Source organism: Flavilitoribacter nigricans DSM 23189 = NBRC 102662, from assembly GCF_002646595.1.
GTDB classification, from domain to species: domain Bacteria; phylum Bacteroidota; class Bacteroidia; order Chitinophagales; family Saprospiraceae; genus Flavilitoribacter; species Flavilitoribacter nigricans.
On record NZ_PDUD01000051.1, the window covers coordinates 1 to 18,683 of the forward strand.

The 18,683-nt window shown below is 53.1% G+C and carries 13 protein-coding genes and 1 pseudogene; 7 read left to right on the forward strand and 7 right to left on the reverse strand.

The window, feature by feature from the left end:
- From CRP01_RS35935 to CRP01_RS35950, 4 genes are all read right to left on the reverse strand, one after another.
- Window positions 1-614 (reverse strand): hypothetical protein (locus CRP01_RS35935; protein ID WP_143473691.1); only part of this gene is annotated, 614 nt, incomplete at its 3' end.
- Window positions 615-938: 324 nt separating this feature from the next.
- Window positions 939-1,757 carry an SDR family NAD(P)-dependent oxidoreductase gene (locus CRP01_RS35940; RefSeq protein WP_099154932.1) on the reverse strand — a complete coding sequence of 273 codons (819 nt, stop codon included), beginning with the start codon at window positions 1,755-1,757 and terminating at the stop codon, window positions 939-941.
- Window positions 1,758-1,786: 29 nt separating this feature from the next.
- Window positions 1,787-2,608, reverse strand: a complete 822-nt coding sequence (locus CRP01_RS35945; protein WP_143473692.1) for a helix-turn-helix transcriptional regulator — start codon at window positions 2,606-2,608, stop codon at window positions 1,787-1,789.
- Between the two features lie 95 nt (window positions 2,609-2,703).
- Window positions 2,704-3,267 (reverse strand): FUSC family protein, encoded by a 564-nt coding sequence (locus CRP01_RS35950; RefSeq protein WP_099154934.1) that lies wholly within the window; start codon window positions 3,265-3,267, stop codon window positions 2,704-2,706.
- Between the two features lie 210 nt (window positions 3,268-3,477).
- Between CRP01_RS35950 and CRP01_RS35955 the strand changes: the two genes are divergently transcribed.
- The 6 genes from CRP01_RS35955 (at window position 3,478) to CRP01_RS35980 (ending at window position 12,608) form a co-directional block, all read left to right on the forward strand.
- The gene (locus tag CRP01_RS35955; RefSeq protein WP_099154935.1) at window positions 3,478-4,074 is read left to right on the forward strand and encodes a hypothetical protein; all 597 of its coding nucleotides are present in this window, start codon (window positions 3,478-3,480) and stop codon (window positions 4,072-4,074) included.
- A 255-nt stretch (window positions 4,075-4,329) separates the two neighbouring features.
- Window positions 4,330-5,244 carry an OmpA family protein gene (locus CRP01_RS35960; protein ID WP_099154936.1) on the forward strand — a complete coding sequence of 305 codons (915 nt, stop codon included), beginning with the start codon at window positions 4,330-4,332 and terminating at the stop codon, window positions 5,242-5,244.
- 197 nt (window positions 5,245-5,441) lie between these two features.
- On the forward strand, window positions 5,442-6,512 hold the full coding sequence (locus CRP01_RS35965) for an endo-1,4-beta-xylanase (protein ID WP_099154937.1): 1,071 nt from the start codon (window positions 5,442-5,444) through the stop codon (window positions 6,510-6,512).
- A 72-nt stretch (window positions 6,513-6,584) separates the two neighbouring features.
- Entirely contained in the window at window positions 6,585-9,503 is a 2,919-nt protein-coding gene (locus tag CRP01_RS35970; protein ID WP_099154938.1) for a glycosyl hydrolase 115 family protein, read from the forward strand.
- A 28-nt stretch (window positions 9,504-9,531) separates the two neighbouring features.
- Window positions 9,532-11,214 carry a glycoside hydrolase family 43 protein gene (locus tag CRP01_RS35975; protein WP_222845896.1) on the forward strand — a complete coding sequence of 561 codons (1,683 nt, stop codon included), beginning with the start codon at window positions 9,532-9,534 and terminating at the stop codon, window positions 11,212-11,214.
- A gap of 89 nt (window positions 11,215-11,303) precedes the next feature.
- Window positions 11,304-12,608 carry a glycoside hydrolase gene (locus tag CRP01_RS35980; protein ID WP_099154939.1) on the forward strand — a complete coding sequence of 435 codons (1,305 nt, stop codon included), beginning with the start codon at window positions 11,304-11,306 and terminating at the stop codon, window positions 12,606-12,608.
- A 20-nt stretch (window positions 12,609-12,628) separates the two neighbouring features.
- Here CRP01_RS35980 and CRP01_RS35985 read toward each other — a convergent pair whose 3' ends face one another.
- The 3 genes and pseudogenes from CRP01_RS35985 to CRP01_RS43555 form a co-directional block, all read right to left on the reverse strand.
- Window positions 12,629-13,153, reverse strand: a complete 525-nt coding sequence (locus CRP01_RS35985) for a hypothetical protein (RefSeq protein WP_143473693.1) — start codon at window positions 13,151-13,153, stop codon at window positions 12,629-12,631.
- Window positions 13,154-13,316: 163 nt separating this feature from the next.
- Window positions 13,317-13,556, reverse strand: coding sequence for a T9SS type A sorting domain-containing protein (locus CRP01_RS43550; RefSeq protein WP_394337786.1), 240 nt, complete (start codon window positions 13,554-13,556; stop codon window positions 13,317-13,319).
- A gap of 3 nt (window positions 13,557-13,559) precedes the next feature.
- A pseudogene (locus CRP01_RS43555) lies at window positions 13,560-14,507 on the reverse strand (endo-1,4-beta-xylanase); the annotation flags it as partial.
- A gap of 1,086 nt (window positions 14,508-15,593) precedes the next feature.
- Here CRP01_RS43555 and CRP01_RS35995 point away from each other — a divergent pair.
- On the forward strand, window positions 15,594-18,671 hold the full coding sequence (locus CRP01_RS35995; RefSeq protein ID WP_099154942.1) for a SusC/RagA family TonB-linked outer membrane protein: 3,078 nt from the start codon (window positions 15,594-15,596) through the stop codon (window positions 18,669-18,671).
- Window positions 18,672-18,683 lie beyond the last annotated feature (12 nt).

The following is an 18,683-nucleotide window of genomic DNA, read 5'->3' on the forward strand; positions in this document are numbered from 1 at the left end:
TTACTGCAATTATCAGAGATGCCATAGACGATCTCTAAGTCATAGGCCTTCACCTTGTGCTTAATCTTTTGGGCCAGTTGGGCTGAACTCCACGAGGGCTGGACTCCCAGATCCAATACCTTTACATCCTCCATCGTCAAGGGCTCGATCGGGCTATAAATTTCTATTGGCACCACATAAAGTAAAGCCAGACGCTCCCGACCAATCTCTATACTTTCATCACTGATCAATACGTATTTACCTTTTGCCAAGGGTTGGTTTAAACAATAGAGTCCAAACTTCAAGCACCAGTTTCTAACACTCATATGGCTGAGCTTAGGAAGGGATAACCCATATAGCTCCCCTAACTTCACTACGCTTTGGCTGACCCCTCTCAAGCTAACATTAAAATTAATGTGCATCAAAATAGATATCCATATTAATTCTAATGGATAACTATAGTTCCTCACTGGCCTGACTGATTGCGCTTTTTTCAATTCATAATAGGCCGATCGCCATTTTGTAGCCTTTAGCTTTTGACGCTTTAGCTCTTGCTTGGCCCTGTTTAATTGTTTACCTCGCAATACCGCTTTTTCTTTCCAAACTTTATTACTAGCTTTAGATGGTGTTCTCATAATGGTGACTTGTGATTTGGCGATTTCAAGATCACTAATTTTGAGAACATTTTTTTTAAAACCAACCGCAACTTTTACCCCGCAGATTGTACACCCTACCTCAGAGAGGTCAAATATTCGTAGAATTTAGCCTGGATAAGCGTTTTCCGACCTCAGGAAGGTCGCACATTTACCACATTGCTCCATGTTGTGCGACCTCCCTGAGGTCGAAACCAGGAATTCCACTATTTTTCTACGAATGTTTAACCTCTACGAGGTCATTTTTGAGTCCTAAAAAAATTCAGGATGACTCATGTTTCCGGCAAATAAGTTGTTCCTCCAGGTCTACAGACGGAAGGCCTCCGGTTGGGTGCCGTCTACATCCGTAAATCCGTATTCCCGCGCCAGATCGGCAACCCGCAACGCCCGTCCCGATTTTTCTATTCGCTGGGTATCCTGCCAGAGCGCCGTAACTGCGCGACCTACGTAGCGGGTGGATTCTCCCGGCAGACCGACTTTTTCCGGCAGAGAAGGATCTTTGCGCATGGCTTCCTGCACCTTTTCCGTATTCATGTAGCCGGGCGACAGGGCTACGGCCGTCACCTCATCTTTCTTTAGCTCAACACTCAGATCGTAAGCCAGGCGGTTCATCGCACTTTTTGCCAGATCGTACATCAACGAACCGATGTATTTATCGTCATCCCAGAAGGAGATGTTGGCGACCAGCGCCTGCTTCGCCGCCCGCAACAAGGGTACCGCTGCCGCCGAGCACAGCAGGTAATTCTTCACTCCGCGATTAAACATATATTCCCAGTCCTGGGCCACATTTTCGTGAAAGGGACCAAAACTCAGGTCAGCATCGTGGGCTCCCCAGGCCGAATTGACCAGGATGTGCAGGTGCCCCTGCTCCTCCTCTACCCGGCGGAAGATAGCGGCTACCGCTTCCGGATCACTGCAGTCTGCGGCGAGCGGAATGCCCGTGCCGCCCAGTTCATCCACCTCCCGGGCGGTATCGTCAATAGTTCCCAGGGTATCGGGCCGGCGATTTTGGTCCGTACTGCGACCCACACAGTAGACGGTGGATCCGATCTCCGCCAAAGCCAGGGCGGCTCCTTTTCCGGCCCCGCGGGATGCACCGGCGACCAATGCAATAATGCGCTCCATACTTTTTTAAGGGCAAAAATAAGCAGTGTCTAAAAGGCGGGATTGTATAAATTCGAAATTTTCTCCGGTTTGGTCCCGTCCGGTCTCAATATTTCGGAAGGCGGTACCCCGGCGTATTTTTTAAAATGCCGGATGAAATGAGACTGGTCATAATAACCGGCATCTAATGCCAGTTCCGTCAGGTTGCGGTAATTTCCCGTAGCCGCCAGCGCGGACTGAAAGCGGGCGATATCGGCGTAGGCCTTGGGCGTGAGCCCCAAATGGGCTTTAAATAATTGCTCCAAACGACGCTGACTGAGAAAAAGCTGCTCTCCCAAATCAGAGATGGACAGATTGCCTTTATGCTGCAAAATCCGTCGGATGGCGATCGGAATACGTGCGTCCAGTGCCACTTCCCTTTGTCTTAGGAAACGTCGAAAAAACCGGTCCAGCAGTTCCTGGTAGTGCACCTGCTCCTGATCTGCGCTCAGGTCACGGATCAGGTATTCCAGGCGGTCGCTGAAAATGAGACCGGCGTTACAGCTAGCGCTCAGCTCTCCCGAGCCGGCAAACAGCCGGGCCAGCCCCCAGGGATGCAGCCGGATCAGCACACTTGAAATAAAGCCGGTATTCTGGAAATAGAGTGGCTTTCCGGTCAGTCCGATCGCAATGTGCCGGAAGGGTTCCGTTTGCTGCCCCCGGTGCAATAAGAGTTGATTTTCATTAAGACTAAATTCCAGGAAGGGATAGCCCATCGGCAACATTGGATAGACGCCGACCGGATCGGTCTTCTGCCGGATCACCCAGTAGGAGTCGATCACCCCGCGCAGGGATGGATGCGGCAGCAGGCGGTAAAATGGCGGAACGGGCAAAACGAATAGTCGATTGATTTTTACAAAAATACCCAACTACCGGATTTGTGGGGCGTTTTCTGCCAATTTTATCCGCCGGCTGCCGCTGTCCGACCTTACCGGCGCATCCGAAGATAGGTCCGGTATACCTGCAGCTGCCAGCTGCGCAGCGGTTGGAAACTTTTCACCTTATCCTGGACTACCGTGGCGCCGATGGCCACGAAACCACCGAGCGCCGATTCTATAAACCGCATAAAAGCGGCGCTCCAGATCCCGCCGTTGATGCCCTGGATCGGACTGATGCCGATGATGAGTACGGTAATACAGGCGATCTTGAGCGCTCCTTTCCATTCAAAGTAAATGATGAGTATACAAACGGCCAGCAGGGCCAGTGCGATCGCGATGAGTATCGGTTGCAATAAGGCAGAGAATGCGGCGGTGAGCAGCGCCCCCGTAAAAGTACCCAGCAGGCGGTCTTTCATCAGGGTCTTGGCGTTTTCCAGCAAATCGTCAAAAACGACCACGGCGGCAATACTGCACCAGACTCCACTGATTATTCTATCGGACATCTGCAGTAGTGCCGCCAGGGAGAAACCGAGGAAAAAGCTACTCAGTATAATACCCGTCAGTATGGCGGCGCGCAGGAGGATCCGGCTGTTTTCAAAAATTTTGCGATACATGGTTTTCAATTTGGTTTTATCAAAGCGTGTTTCATCCAAAAGGACAAAATTAGGCCCGCCCGCCACACCGAACCACCCACAGATTCACCAATTCCCACACCATATTGACCGGCGTTTTAACATATTTTGGAAGCCGGGCCAAATTAGCATTAGAATGGGTCAATAAAATCAGATTTTTTGGTATTTTGATTCACCATCAAAACGCCTATCATGCAAAAGTTCAATCTACTCCTACTCCTTTCACTCTCTTTTACCCTACAGGGCTGTGCCCAGGAAACCACGCCAAATGCCGAACAACAGATCATCGAAGCTACCAGCGCTGCGCCGGAAGACACCCGGGACGGAGCGGCCGTATATGGCTATACCAGCAAAGGAAATCTGACACTTTTGCGGGAAGGGACCAACAGTCTGATCTGCCTTGCCGATGATCCAAACCGCGAGGGTTTCCAGAGCGTCTGCTACCACCAGGACCTGGAACCGTTCATGATCCGGGGACGCGAGCTGCGCGCCGAAGGAAAAAATAACCTGGAGATCTTCGATACCCGGGAAGCGGAGGCCAAAGCCGGTACCCTGAAGATGCCCGGGCAGCCTACCACGATGCATTTGCTGGAGGGCAAATCGGGGCAGTACGACCCGGAATCCAAGTCGGTCACCGGCGCAAATTACCGTTATGTTGTTTACATTCCCTGGGCTACCGCCGAATCCACCGGACTGCCCATTCAGCCGGTCGTTCCCGGAGGTCCCTGGATCATGGATCCGGGTACCCACCGTGCGCATATCATGATCTCTACGCCGCCACAACAATAATAGTGTGGGGAAAAAAAGTGAAGGGCCAACACAACGAGCGCATGTTCCTGTCGTTGTATGAATAGTAAAATGTTAAGGTTTACCCCCACGTCCTTACGTCTTGTTGATATTACGCTCTTTATTTTTTCCCCGCAAAACCAGTGATTACAGCACAAAGTGCTTTATCACAGTGTTAAATAGTGTATACGGTCGAACTTTTCGAACCGTACTATTCATATTGAACCAGCTTTATTAATTAACAAATAACATTTCCCAATGAAATTGCTATTTAATTTCATCCTCATTGCTTCCTTTGGTCTGATGATGACCTCCTGTGTCAGTAACAAGAAATATCAGGAGATGCAGGCAAGCATGCAGGAAGAACTGGACCTGGCCAATGAACAACTGGGTAAGGCCGGCGAAGAACTCAATAAATACATGAATCTCCTGTCCGCCTGTGAACAGGAAAAAGCCCGGTTGACCACTTCCGTTAACCTGCGGGAAGAACAGATTCAGGATCTTCGCGAGCAGGTAACCGATTTCCGCGACCAGAGAGACAAGCAACTTTCTCAGGTAGGTGACCTGACGGTATTGTCCCAGTCTGCTAACGAAAACATCAAAGAGACCCTTTCTCAACTGGAGAAAAAGGATAAGTACATCCGCCTGCTGCAGGCAGCGAAGTCCAAAGCCGACTCCATCAACCTCGCCCTGGCCGTTAACCTGAAAGGTGTGCTGGCTAAAGGTATCGAAGATGAAGACGTGGAGATCAAAGTGGACAAAACCGTCGTATTCGTCAATCTGTCGGATAAGATGCTGTACCAGAGTGGTAGCTACAACCTGACGGCCAGAGCCAACGAAGTACTGGGTAAGATCGCTCAGATCGTGAAGTCCAGACCGGAATTGGAAGTAATGGTAGAAGGTTACACGGATAATGTACCCATCAAGAACAACTGTATCATCGATAACTGGGACCTGAGTGTGAAGCGGGCTACTTCCGTGGTACGTGCGCTGCAGACCATGCACAATATCGATCCGAATCGTCTGATCGCTGCCGGTCGTGGAGAATACAACGCTCTGGCCAGCAACTCAACGGCTGAAGGCCGGTCTACCAACCGGAGAACCCGGATCATCATTCTGCCGAAACTGGATCAGTTCTACGATCTGTTGAACCCGAATATCGTGCCGGAATAAGCCCGGACTACCGCTGAATAAGCGCTAATCCTTTCGGTGCTGCGGCACCGGAACTGGCTGAAAAAGCCCTGTTGGATGACGAAAATCCGACAGGGCTTTTTTTTATCCAGATGAAATTATTTACTTTTATAATGGTTTACTCAATCGATTGCGTCAACTAGCTGATACTTTTATCCTTCATCCCAAAATTATGCTTTATGCGGCTTTGCATCGCACTTGTGTTCTTGCTGTATCTACTTCCCGCCGGACTGGCGCAGGAAGAAATGAAAGGCTTAAAAGACTACTACGCCGACTATTTTACCATGGGAGTTTCCGTGGGCCCACGGAATTTTTCGGGCCCCGATTCGGCGCTGATCGTCAATGAATTTGCCAGCATTACCGCGGAGAACATCATGAAAATGGGGCCCATCCACCCCACGGAAGACCGGTACAACTGGGAATACGCCTATCAGCTGATCGATTTTGCCGAAACCCACAATCTCAAAGTGCGGGGCCATACCCTTTGCTGGCACAATCAGGTGGGCGACTGGATGTTTGAAGATGAGCGTGGCGAGACGGTCAGTAAAACCGTTCTGCTCCAGCGTCTGAAGGATCATATTTTCCAGGTTGCCGGTCGCTACCGGGGTAAGATATACGCCTGGGATGTGGTCAATGAGGCCATCTCCGATGCACCGGATGAATTTTACCGCAATTCCAAATGGTATCAGATCTGCGGGGAGGACTTCATCTTTAAAGCCTTCGAATACGCCCACGAAGCGGCGCCCGACGCCCTGCTGTTCTACAATGACTACAGCGCTATCGGTGCGCGGAAACGCAATAAGATCATTGAACTCATAAAAAAACTGCAGGCGGCCGGTATTCCCATTCACGGTATGGGTATCCAGGGGCACTGGTCCGTTCACGGGCCGGACGAAGCCGAACTGCGGGCGGCCCTCAGCGCTTACGCCGAACTGGGCCTGGAAGTGCAGATCACCGAGCTGGACCTGTCCGTCTATCCGTCCGAAAGCGGCCGTCGGAGCAAACGCTCCGATGAAGACGACAGCTTCACAGCGGAGCGGGAGCAACAACAGATCGACCAGTACCGGATGATCTTTGGGGTGTTCCGTGATTTTAAGGACGTCATCAGTGCCGTCACCTTTTGGAATGTGTCGGATCGTCATTCCTGGCTGGATAACTTCCCGGTGCGGGGCCGCAAGAACTATCCCCTGCTTTTTGATCAGGAACGCCAACGCAAGCCAGCCTACCGGGCCGTGGTTGATTTTGAATAGATACCTGCGTCCGGTACAGCCACTCCCGAAATAATTCGGGAAACAAAAACGAAAACGAAAAACCATTTCAGCATGTACTTTACCAGAACAAGCTATACCCTTGCTTTGGGCTACCTTTTTTGCCTTTTGGCCTGCGGCACAACCTCCAGATCACCACTGGAGACTTCAGCCGATCTGCCCACGGAGCTCAACGTTCGTACCGCAACTTCCTATCTGAGTTTTAATCCGGATGATGCCTCCCTGCCGATCTTCCGGGACGGACAAGCAGCGCCCATCCTCATCGACGAAAGCGACTTCCCGGGGGTGGCCAGGGTAGCCGGTCATCTGGCGGCCGATCTGGAAATGACCACGGGCAGGCTACCGGAAACTCTTTCCCATTCTACTGAACAAACAATACCCCTCGCCATCATCGTCGGCACCCTGGGGAAGAGCCGCCTGATCGATCAACTGGCGGCGGCAGGAAAAATACCCGCGGCTGCCCTCCAGGGCCGGTGGGAAAAATTCTACCTGACCACTGTAGATAAACCCTTCGAAAATATTGAGCGCGCCCTCGTGATCGCCGGCTCCGATAAGCGGGGAACGATCTACGGCATGTTCGACCTTTCCGAAAAAATGGGCGTATCTCCATGGAACTGGTGGGCCGATGTGCCGGTGGAGCGGCAAAGCTTTTTGGGTATTCGACCCGGCCTCTACACCGACGGCGAACCCAAGGTGAAATACCGCGGTATTTTTATCAACGACGAAGCGCCCGCCCTTTCCGGCTGGGTCCACGAGAACTACGGCAAATTCAACCACGAATTTTACGGTAAAGTGTTTGAACTCATCCTGCGTATGAAGGGCAACTACCTGTGGCCCGCCATGTGGGGCCGGGCCATCTACGACGATGATCCGCGCAGTCCGGAACTGGCGGACGAATACGGGGTCGTACTGGGCACTTCCCACCACGAACCACTGATGCGGGCCCATGTGGAATGGGATCGCTACGGGGAAGGCGCCTGGAATTATAATACCAATCCCACCGTATTGCAGGATTTCTGGCGCAAGGGCATCCAGCGGATGGGCGATAACGAAAGTATCGTCTCCATCGGGATGCGTGGGGATGGGGATGAGCCCATGTCCGAAGAAAGCAATATCGCCCTGCTCGAAAAGATCGTCCGGGATCAACGGGAGATCATCGCGGCGGAGACCGGAAAAGCCGTGGAACAGACGCCCCAGATGTGGGCGCTCTACAAGGAGGTACAGGAATACTACGATAAGGGCATGCGGGTGCCGGATGATGTCACCCTCCTGCTCTGTGATGATAACTGGGGTAATATTCGCAAACTGCCCCCGCCGGATGCACCGGCGCGCAGCGGCGGTTACGGCATTTATTATCACTACGATTATGTGGGTGGGCCGCGTAATTACAAATGGATCAATACGAACAATATCGCCCGGGTATGGGAGCAGATGCAGATGGCCTACGAGCATCAGGTCCGGCAGGTCTGGATCGTCAATGTCGGTGACATCAAACCCATGGAACTGCCTACCCAGTTCTTTCTGGATCTGGCCTGGGATCCGGAACAGCTCGACCACGAGCAGATGACGCGCTATACCCGGCAGTGGGCCCACCAGCAATTCAATGACTTTCGCACCGGGGAGATCGCGTACCTGCTGGACCAATACAGCAAATTCAACAGCCGCCGCAAACCGGAGCTGCTAAACCTGCCCACCTACAGCCTGACGCAGTACGATGAAGCCGCCGGGATCGTAGCGGATTACAAGGCACTGGAAGCCCGGGCCCGGAGCATCCTGAATGACATCCCGGTGGCCTACCACGATGCTTTTTACCAACTCGTCTACTTTCCCATTGCCGCCAGCGCCAACCTCAACGAATTGTACTTTTCCCGTAATGTCAATCAGTGGTACGCCGCTCAGGGCCGGGTGGCCACCAACCGCTGGGCGGAAAAGGTAAAGGCCTGTTTTACACGGGATTCACTCCTGACCTATTACCACAACCACCTTCTGGCGGACGGCAAATGGAATCACCTGATGGATCAGACCCACATCGGTTATACCTACTGGCAGCAACCGCCGAACAACAATATGCCCGAGCTCACCTACCTCCAGCCGGAGGACCGGGGCCGGCTAGGTGTCTGGCTCCCGGGGCAGGACCGGGAAGTGCAGGAAAAGGAATTCAATACGCTGCCGACCCTTTACCCCCAATTGCAGGAAACTACTTTCCTGAAATTGTTCAATACCGGGAAAACGCCACTTTCCTATCAGATCAGTAGCAACCAGGACTGGGTAAAACCGGAAGTGACCAGCGGGCTCATCACAACGGAGCAACGTATCGGGATCGGGATAGACTGGGAGCAGTTGCCGCCGGAAGCATCCGACGCCCAACTTACCGTAAGTAGCCCCGGACAGGATCCCCGGACCATCCACCTGTATGTAAACCGCAACAATATACCCCACCAGAGTTCCCTGTATGTGGAACAGAACGATGTGGTCAGCATCAAGGCGGAATCCGGCTATATTGCCCACAATGGCGCGGGGATCGAATGGCGAACGATCCGGAATTACGGGCGCACCGGGGATGGGATCAAAGCCTTCCCCAGTACAGTTACCATCGCACCGGATCAGTTGAGTGAGGATACGCCCCATCTGACGTACGATTTCCATCTGGCCAGCGGCGGTGATTTTGACATCAAACTACTATTGGGGCCCACCATTGATTTTTACGATAAAGGGGGCCTGCTTACCGCTATTTCGATTGACGGCCAGACGCCCCGGGTACTGAATATCCACGATCCGGAGCAATACCGCTGGGATCGTTCTGTGAGTCGCAATGTCAACGAGGTAACTACCCGCAGCTTTATTCCTCCGGGGAAACACCAGCTCAAGATCTGGCACCTCGATCCGGGGATCGTCTTCGAAAAGATCGTGCTGTCCCGGAGCGGTAAAAAGGACAATACCTTTCTCGGACCGCCGCCTACCTTCAAACGATAAATCCTAAAAGCTCAAAATGTCCGCATCTATGAAAAATAAATTTTGGTATCTGCTATTACTATCCGGACTCTTCCTCAGCGCCTGTATGAAACCCACAACTACCGGGGAAGAACCGCCAATTACTGACGCTCCCCGGGCAACCAGCGTGCAAAATCCAATCCTGGCGGGTTTCAATCCCGATCCCAGTATCTGCCGGGTGAGTGACGACTATTACCTCGTCAATTCCTCCTTTGCTTACTTTCCCGGCATCCCCATTCTGCACAGTAAGGACCTCATCCACTGGGAACAGATCGGTGCCGCCATCGACCGCACCGAACAGGTAGACCTGAGCGAGCAGGGGATCTCCCGCGGATTCTTTGCCCCGGCGATCAGTTATGATGACGGTTGGTTCTATATCATCTGCACGCTGATCGACAATGGCGGAAATTTCATAGTAAGATCGAGACAGCCGGAAGGTCCCTATTCCGAACCTTACTGGTTGCCGGAACTGAACGGAGGTATTGATCCTTCTCTGTTTTTTGATAAAAATGGGAAAGCTTATGTCGTTTATAACCACGGGGCGCCCGACCGCAAGCCGCTCTACAGCGGACACCGTACGATCCGGATGCGCGAACTCAATAAGGAAACCCTCCAGGTAGTGGGTGAAGAATTGCTGCTGGTCAACGGCGGGGTCGATATCAGTCAGGAACCGGTCTGGATCGAAGCGCCGCACATTTACCAGAAGGACGGTTATTACTACCTCATGTGTGCCGAGGGTGGCACCGGATACAACCACTCGGAGGTGATCTTCAGATCCGAAAAAGTTAGCGGACCGTACGTTCCCCACACCGAAAATCCTATTCTCACCCAAAGGCATCTGGACCGAAACCGACCCCACCCGATCACTACCGCCGGCCACGCCGATCTGGTTGAATTGCCATCCGGAGAGTGGTGGGCTGTATTTCTGGCCTGCCGTCCCTACCGGGGGGATCATTTCAATACGGGCCGGGAAACCTTTCTGGCTCCGGTAAAATGGATCGACGGCTGGCCCGTGATCAACCCGGACTTTGAGGAAGTGCAATACGAATATCCCGCTCCGGCCACCGCCCAAACTTCCACGGCCTCGGTCCCGCTCAACGGGCAGTTCAACTACCACATCGATTTCACCCAGCCGCTGGACCCGAGGTGGCTTTTCCTGCGGAATGTGAAAGAAGCCTGGTACCAGTCCGACACCGACGCGGGGACCCTTAGCCTCCAGCTTCGCCCCGAAACCATCGCCGAGCGGGGCAATCCATCCCTGATGTTGCGACGCCAGACTCACCTGAACGGCCAGATCACAACCTATATGGAATTTACTCCGGAACAGGAGCAGGAAATGGCGGGACTGCTGATCCTGCAAAATCAGGACCACTACTATTTCATCAACAAAACCGCCGATAAGCTCCAGTTACTAAAACAAACGGAAGCGGGCTACGAAACCCTGGCGGAACAATCCTACACGCCGGTTGGTGTGCACCTCCGGATCGAAGCCCGGGGAGACCAGTACAACTTCTCCTACAGTGAGAACGGCGTGGATTTTACCAGTCTGCTGGACGGCGTGGACGCTACCTACCTGAGTACGGAAACTGCCGGTGGTTTTGTCGGTTGCCTGTACGGGCTTTACGCTACTTCCAACGGTGAGCCGAGTAAGGCGCAGGCGGTATTCGACTACGTGGAGATCAAAAATGAATAGCACAAGTGACCATCCCTGCGCAAAAAAAAGTATATCAATATAACAGCCCGATCTCAAAAAATAAAAATTTGATCATTCTAAACAGCACTATGAAAATTAAGATCAGTCCCCTTACGCCGCTACTCTGTTGCCTCTCCCTCTGGATCATGACGAGCGGATGCGAAAAAGAGAATACCACCCCGGGGATGCAAGAAGATCCCTTTACCATCACCATTCAGACCGACCAGCAGTACCAGACCATCGCCGGATTCGGCGGGGCCAACCGGATGTGGGGAACGCAATTCCTCAAACCCGCGGAGGCGGAAAAAGCATTTAGTGTAGATGGTGACGGCCTTGGCCTGAGCATTTTTCGGGTCCGGATCGCCTCTAATCCGGCCGAATGGCCGCTCATTCTGGAATCGGTACAGGAAGCTACCCGTTACGGGGTGAAGATCCAGGCGTCTCCCTGGTCTCCCCCGGCCGAACTGAAGAGCAATGGTAGTGAGATCGGCGGCTACCTGCTGCCGGAACATTACGGTGCCTTCAAGGATCACATCAATGAGTTTGTGCAGTACATGGCGGACAACGGCGTGGACATTTACGCCGTTTCTATCCAGAATGAGCCGGACATCCAGGTCAGTTACGAATCCTGCGACTGGTCGCCGGCCGCAATGATCGATTTTATCAGTCAATATGGCCACCTCATCGAGGGTACACGACTCGCCGCTCCGGAATCTTTTAATTTTAATTCCTCCTTCACCAATGCGCTGCTCAATGATACCGAAGCCGTAAAGAACATCGATATCGTAGCCGGCCATATCTACGGAGGCGGGCTGGCCCCGCTACCCCTGGCCGAAAGCGAAGATAAAGAGATCTGGATGACAGAATATTTGCTCAATCTGAATACCGGAAATGCCGGGGCTGCCCCCTGGACCTCCTACGACGAAGCCGCCAAATGGGCGGAAAGCCTGACCATGCTCAACACCGTCCACGAAGCCATGACGCACAACTGGAATGCCTATATCTGGTGGTATCTGCAGCGCTATTATTCATTCATCGGCGACGGCGAGCAGGGTACTACCGAAGGCGAGATCCTCAAAAGAGGATACGCTTTTTCCCATTTTTCCAAATACGTTCGGCCCGGCTCGGTGCGGGTGGGCACTCAGGCCAGTGAGGACACTCCATTGAACATTACTGCTTACGAAAGCGACCGGCAGATCGTAGTGGTAGTGGTTAATCCCGGTGCTGTGGCCGTTGGGAATGTAAACTTTACCATGCCTTCCGCTGCTTCGGCCAAGGCCTACGCCACCTCCGCTATCCTGACCGTACAGGAAAGGCCGGTCGATGTGCAGAGTGATCGGGTGATCACCGGCATACTGCCCGAAAGTGTAACAACGATCGTGATCGAAAAATAGACGGAGGACGATCTGCTCCCCTACTCCATCCGACGGTACAGATACATATTGCCGTCGGACGGAGTGGCATCCAGGAAAATATTATCACTGCAAAAGGTGGTGAATCCGAGATAGCCGGTTTCATCCGGCGTGGTTTTCAGCCAGTAGTAATTACTGCCGCCGGAGTTTACCTCCATGACCTCCCAAGCGTAGGTGGCTAGGGTGTCCCGGAAGGCATTGGTGAATTGAAAGGATAGCGATCCGGCCTCAATGTTCAGATAAGCACAGGGCTGGGAATAAGAGGGGATCCAGCCTTCCCCGTGACCGACCAGTTCCCATTCTCCGATGAGATTATTTTCGACCTCAGTTTTGGTCGTCAGCCGGTTTTCTAAACATGCTTCCATCAGGGAACGCTCGGTCTCATCGATCAGGCCCTCCATGCTTGCATCATTCTGAGTAAAGACGCATTCGTAAATCTTTTCGGGGCCGCTTACCGTCTCCTTACGACAGGACATCAGGAGTACGACGAGAAGAAGCATAGCGCCTACGGGAATTAAGATCCTCATTTTCAATTTTTTATAAATTCTAAACTGTACCTGTTCAGACAGAAATTGAAAGCAGGAAGGTTGGGTCGTCGCAATTTTTTAACGCAGCAACGATCGGTAGAAGGCAAAAAAATTGCACGGGTCCAGACCCGTGCAACCGAAACACAACTTTAATAATTCAAAACTATTTCACCATAAGCTTTTTAGTGTAGACCTGTTGTTGATTTTGCAGTTTTAGAAGGTATAAACCCGGTGGAAGATCTCGCTGCAGCTCAAACGTATTTCCGTTCAACTGCGCCTGCCGGACCAGGGTTCCGGCGGAGTTAAACAACTGAACGCCGGTCGGGCCTTCCAGCCCTTCCACTTTTAGCGGTCCTCCACTCAGCGGATTGGGATAGATCGAGATTCGGTCCGCGGACCCCAAGGGCGGGCGTACGCTGACCGGGCTGCTTTCCACGTATCCCCGCAGCCAGACCAGGGCCGGGCGCTCGGTAACCCCATCCTGGTCGACGAGATAAGCTCTCTGCTCGGTGCGCCACATTCCGGTACGGAATCCCCAGAGGGTGATCCCGCGTACGGCCGGATGTTCCCAGAAAACCGGAAATACGCGCTGGTATTCGGCCAGTTGTCCCTGATCGGTAGCGCCGTCAATATCCAGTTCGGTGACGTACAGCGGTAGGCCCGTTTCGGCCAAATCATCCAGATTGTTCCGGAGCTGGCTGGCGCTGGCATTGCGCGTAGAGAAAGCATGGGCCTGCACCCCGATCTGATCGATCAGTTCTTCTGCCTGTAGCAAATTGATGATCTCGAGGTAGTCTCTGACATTACTGGCACTATTGACAATATTGTAATCGTTGAGCATCAGTTCCGCTTCGGGAAAATACTGCCGGGCCAGGCGAAAGGCTTCCAATATCCAATCCCAGCCGCTGGAACCGGCTCCCCCCAGCGCTTCCAGATAATTACCACCGCCGCTACCACTGCTGTTGGGCGGATCGTGCAGCGGCTCGTTGACCACTTCGATAAAATCGATATCCTCGTAGCGGTCGGCCAGAGCCTGGAACCACTCCTTGATCTCTTCGAGCTGTTCGGCCGGCGGCAGATTCTCTATCCAGGCGGGCTGTTGATTACCCCAAACCAGAACGTGTAACTTGAAAGGAAAATCGTTATCCTTGGCCAGAGCGTAAGCCGCGTCCAGCGCCGCCCAGTTCATATTATCCGGGCTGCCTTCAACGCTGCCCCACTTTCCGGCGTTTTCCGGAGTCACCTGATTCCAGTAGTTGGCAAAACCGGGTAACTGGCTGGTGCTGTAAACATTGCCCAAAAATTTATCCTGACCTTCGGCTATCGGTGGCAGGCCCGGGCCGCCCCCGTCCATATCCGGGGAACCCGCTTCTACCAGATCCAGATTTTGCACGGTGTAGAAATAATCGGCCCGTGCGAACGCTATTTTGTCAATATCCAGTCCGTCTTCCCGGGCGCCGATCTGAAAGGTCTGGGTCAGCGCATCCGCCGTCACTTCGAAGGTACGGGGGGCTTCGTCGCCGGAATATTCCGAGAGGTTGATCCACTTCCATACCGATTGGCCCGCACCACCCGCGCCGGAAACGGTTTCGCCGGCGGCAGTATAGCCAATGGAATGAATGTTGTTGGCCCGAATCCAGCCCGCGTCCGCATAGGGCTGGATCCCGAAGCCGTTGCCGTAAAAAAAGCTGTCATCGTCCGCACCACCGGCTCCGACCCGTAAACGTACGTATAGGTCGTAGGTTTGTGCTTCCGGAAAAGTAATGTCTACCGTGATCACCCGGGCATCGGCTTCCGGATGGCCGGCGGTGCCGTTGGTCGTAATGGAAACATAAGTGCCACCTTCTGTCTCCGAAACGGAAAAATCGCCGCCGACCGTGCCGTTCTCCAATTCGATGATCACCGGTAGATCCTGCCCCGCCAGCGGCCGGGCGATCCATAAACTAAAGAATAACGCAAAGCTCAAATACCTGAATGGTTTCATCATTTCGTGTATGTCGGTTTAATAGTTCCAATGCCTGATCTTCTGCATTTGCAATCGATTGACTGCTTTTGCTGGTAAATTCCGGGAAAAGCGGCCGTTTTGTCGGTAGCGGTACGATCAAAATTTCAAAAAAACCACTAGATAAGTAATAAACACTACAAATTGGCCGAAATTCAGTATAAGATTTTGCAAAAGATCGACGCAAATATAAACAATCGATTGCGTAAATTATAGAACATTATTACATTTGTAAGTAGAAGCTAATTGGATTTTACCTTTCAGGGCTCGCAGGAGGCCTTTTAAACATCCAATCGGAAGAGCGATCTGCTCCGGTCATTTCCGGAGGTTTGGCACTCGACAGTATCGTTCTCCGGTTCCTGAACTTTCACTTCACATTCTAAAAGGTTTTTTCCGGGAAGCTTCTATCAAAATTTTAATACGAAAAACCAATAGTTTATGAAAAATGAGCTTTTTACACTGCTCGGGCTACCGGTCCGAAAAAGATGGCGGTTGGGTTTAACGGTAGTGGCATTATGCTTCTGCCAGCTCCTTTCCGCCCAAGACATCACCGTAAGGGGGACCGTCTCTGCCGATGGGGAGCCGTTGATCGGAGCCACGGTAATCGTGCAGGGGACTACGAACGGTACCACAACGGACATTGACGGCACCTATTCCCTCTCCGCTCCTTCCGACGGTACACTTACCTTCAGCTATGTGGGGTATACGGCCCGGGAAATCGCGATCGGCGGGCGTTCCACGATCGACGTGGAACTGGATGCCAGTCTGGTACTCGATGAAGTGGTCGTAGTCGGTTACGGTACCATGGAACGAGCCAACGTCACCGGATCGATCGTCACGGTCGATGTGGAAGAACTGGAAAAAGTACCGGTTCCTAACGTCGTGGAAGGCCTGCGGGCCCAGGTACCCGGACTGCGGGTGACCCGGGGCAGCGGCCAGCCGGGGTCCGGTATTACTTTCAAGATCCGCGGTACCAACTCCCTGGGTGCGGCCGCCGGTGATATCGATGCGACCAACACCCCCATTATCGTAGTGGACGGTGTGCCGCTGGTGGGCGGCAACCTGGCCGAGTTGAACCCCGACGACATCGCCAGCATCAACATCCTCAAAGATGCCGCCGCCGCTTCCATTTACGGTTCCAGTGGTGCGAACGGAGCCGTCCTGATCACCACCAAAAGCGGGGTAGCCGGCCAGTCCCGGATCAGCCTCACCGCTTCCACCGGTTTTGTGGATCTGGCCAATCGGATCCCCATGATGAACGGCGGACAATACATCCAGTACCGGATGGATTCCGAAAAAGCGGTCGGTGTGGAAAATCCGAGTATCAACAGTCTGGTAGACCCCAGTGAAGTCCAGAACTATATTGCGGGTAACGATGTCGACTGGCAGGACCTCCTGCTGCGTACCGGCATGCAGACCAAGATCGGCCTCTCTGCCTCCGGGGGGAACGAAAAGCTCCGCTACTACCTGAACGGCGATCTGTACTCCGAGGACGGGATCGTCCAGAAGTCCGATTACGATCGCTACTCGATCCGCTTCAACGGGGATTTTAGTGCGACGGACTGGCTGGACATTGGCGCCCGCGTACAGCTGAGCAAGAGTTTTGCGGATGAAACGGCCAACGCAGTGACCGAATTCAACGTCAACGGCGGTTTTGCGCCCTTCTTCCCCATCAGTACGAATACGCCGCTGGGCGATGTGTACAACGAAGACGGCACTTTTACGAAATTTATCCGGGATGACCGCTTTCAGATCAACCCGCTGCACCGCTACAACGAATCGATCCTCGATCGTACCGTTACCCGGTCTTATATTAACCCCTATATCAACGTAAAACTCTTCGACGGGCTGAAATACACCCTGAACACCTACGCGGAGGACCGGGAGGAATTCTTCGGTCGTTTCTGGTCGTCCAACTACAACGACGGCGACCCCAGCGAAGCCCAGATTACCGAAAGCAAAGGCATTACTTATCTGGTGGATAACATCCTGACCTTTGATAAAAGATTCGGGGATCACAAGTTCAACGCCACGGCGGTGTACGGATTCCAGGAGTTTGACTACCAGCAGTCCAATACGATTGCGGAGCAGATCCCGACCGACCTGCTCGGATACAATGCCATCGGCTACGCCGTTGATGAGAATATCCGGTACGACTGGTCGCGGGATGACTGGGGACGGGTTTACCTCGTCGGACGACTGGGTTATACCTACGGCGATCGCTACAGCGTCACCCTGACCATGCGCCGGGACGGATCTTCCCGCTTCGGCCCCAACAACCGCTACGGTACTTTCCCATCGGCTTCCGTAGCCTGGAATGCGCACAATGAGAATTTCTTCGGGAACAACAGCAGCATCAGCTTCCTGAAACTGCGGTTGAGCTACGGCGAACTGGGTAATGATCGCTTCCCGACCTACTACTACCGGGCGGGTACCAACAATGTACAGGTGAACGCCGGGACGGACCCGGAAACCGGTGATCCAATCCTTTTCAACGGTTTCGGTCTGGCATCCAATGCCTCCAATCCGGACCTCAAATGGGAATCCAGTAAGCAGGTGAATGTCGGTCTGGACCTCGGTCTCTTCCAAAACCGCCTAAACGCCACCATCGACCTTTATCAGACCAACACCTCCGATCTGCTCCTCTTTGAAAGCATCATCGGTGTGGTGAACAACGGTTTCACCCGGTATCCTTCCAATGTTGGGGAAACGGAAAGTAGAGGGATCGACATCGGTCTGCGAGCGACCGCCGTCCAGCACGAAGATTTCACCTGGGACATCAGCGCCAACTGGGCGAAAGACGTCAACGAGATCATCCGCCTGAGCAGCACGGAAGTGGACGCGGAAGGCAACCCGATCAACAACCCGGCCAACGGCTGGTTCATCGGAGAGGATATCCGGGAGATCTACGACTACGACGTAACCGGCGTCTGGCAACTCGGCCAGGAGGACGTAGCCGCCAGCTTCGGGAATTTCGTACCCGGTGATCCCATTATCCGGGATGTGGACGGAGACGGTATTATCACCCCCGATGACCGGACTTTTGTGGGTAACCCGACCCCTTCCTGGTACGGCGGTATCAACAACATTTTCAATTATAAAGGCATTGAACTGTCCATTCTGTTTGAAGCCGTACAGGGCGTAACCCGCTCCAACAACTACATCGGCGGCTACACCGGCCGGGGTAATATGCTGGCCATCAACTACTGGACACCGGACAATCCAAGTACGGAGTTCCCGCGTATCGGTGCGGGCGGACCGATGTCCGGAGGCTTATTCGCCAACGCCATCAAGATCCAGGATGCCTCCTTTGTTGCACTCCGGAACGTTTCCCTGGGCTACCGCATTCCTTCCAGTCTGCTCGCCAAACTCCCCATCAGCGATGTATCCCTCTACGTCCGGGGCAACAACCTGAAGTACTGGACGGATTATGAGCTGGCCTATTCTCCGGAATCCTCCGTCGGATCTTATCCCATCACCCGGACCTGGATATTCGGGACCAAGATCACTTTTTAATCCAATCACCAA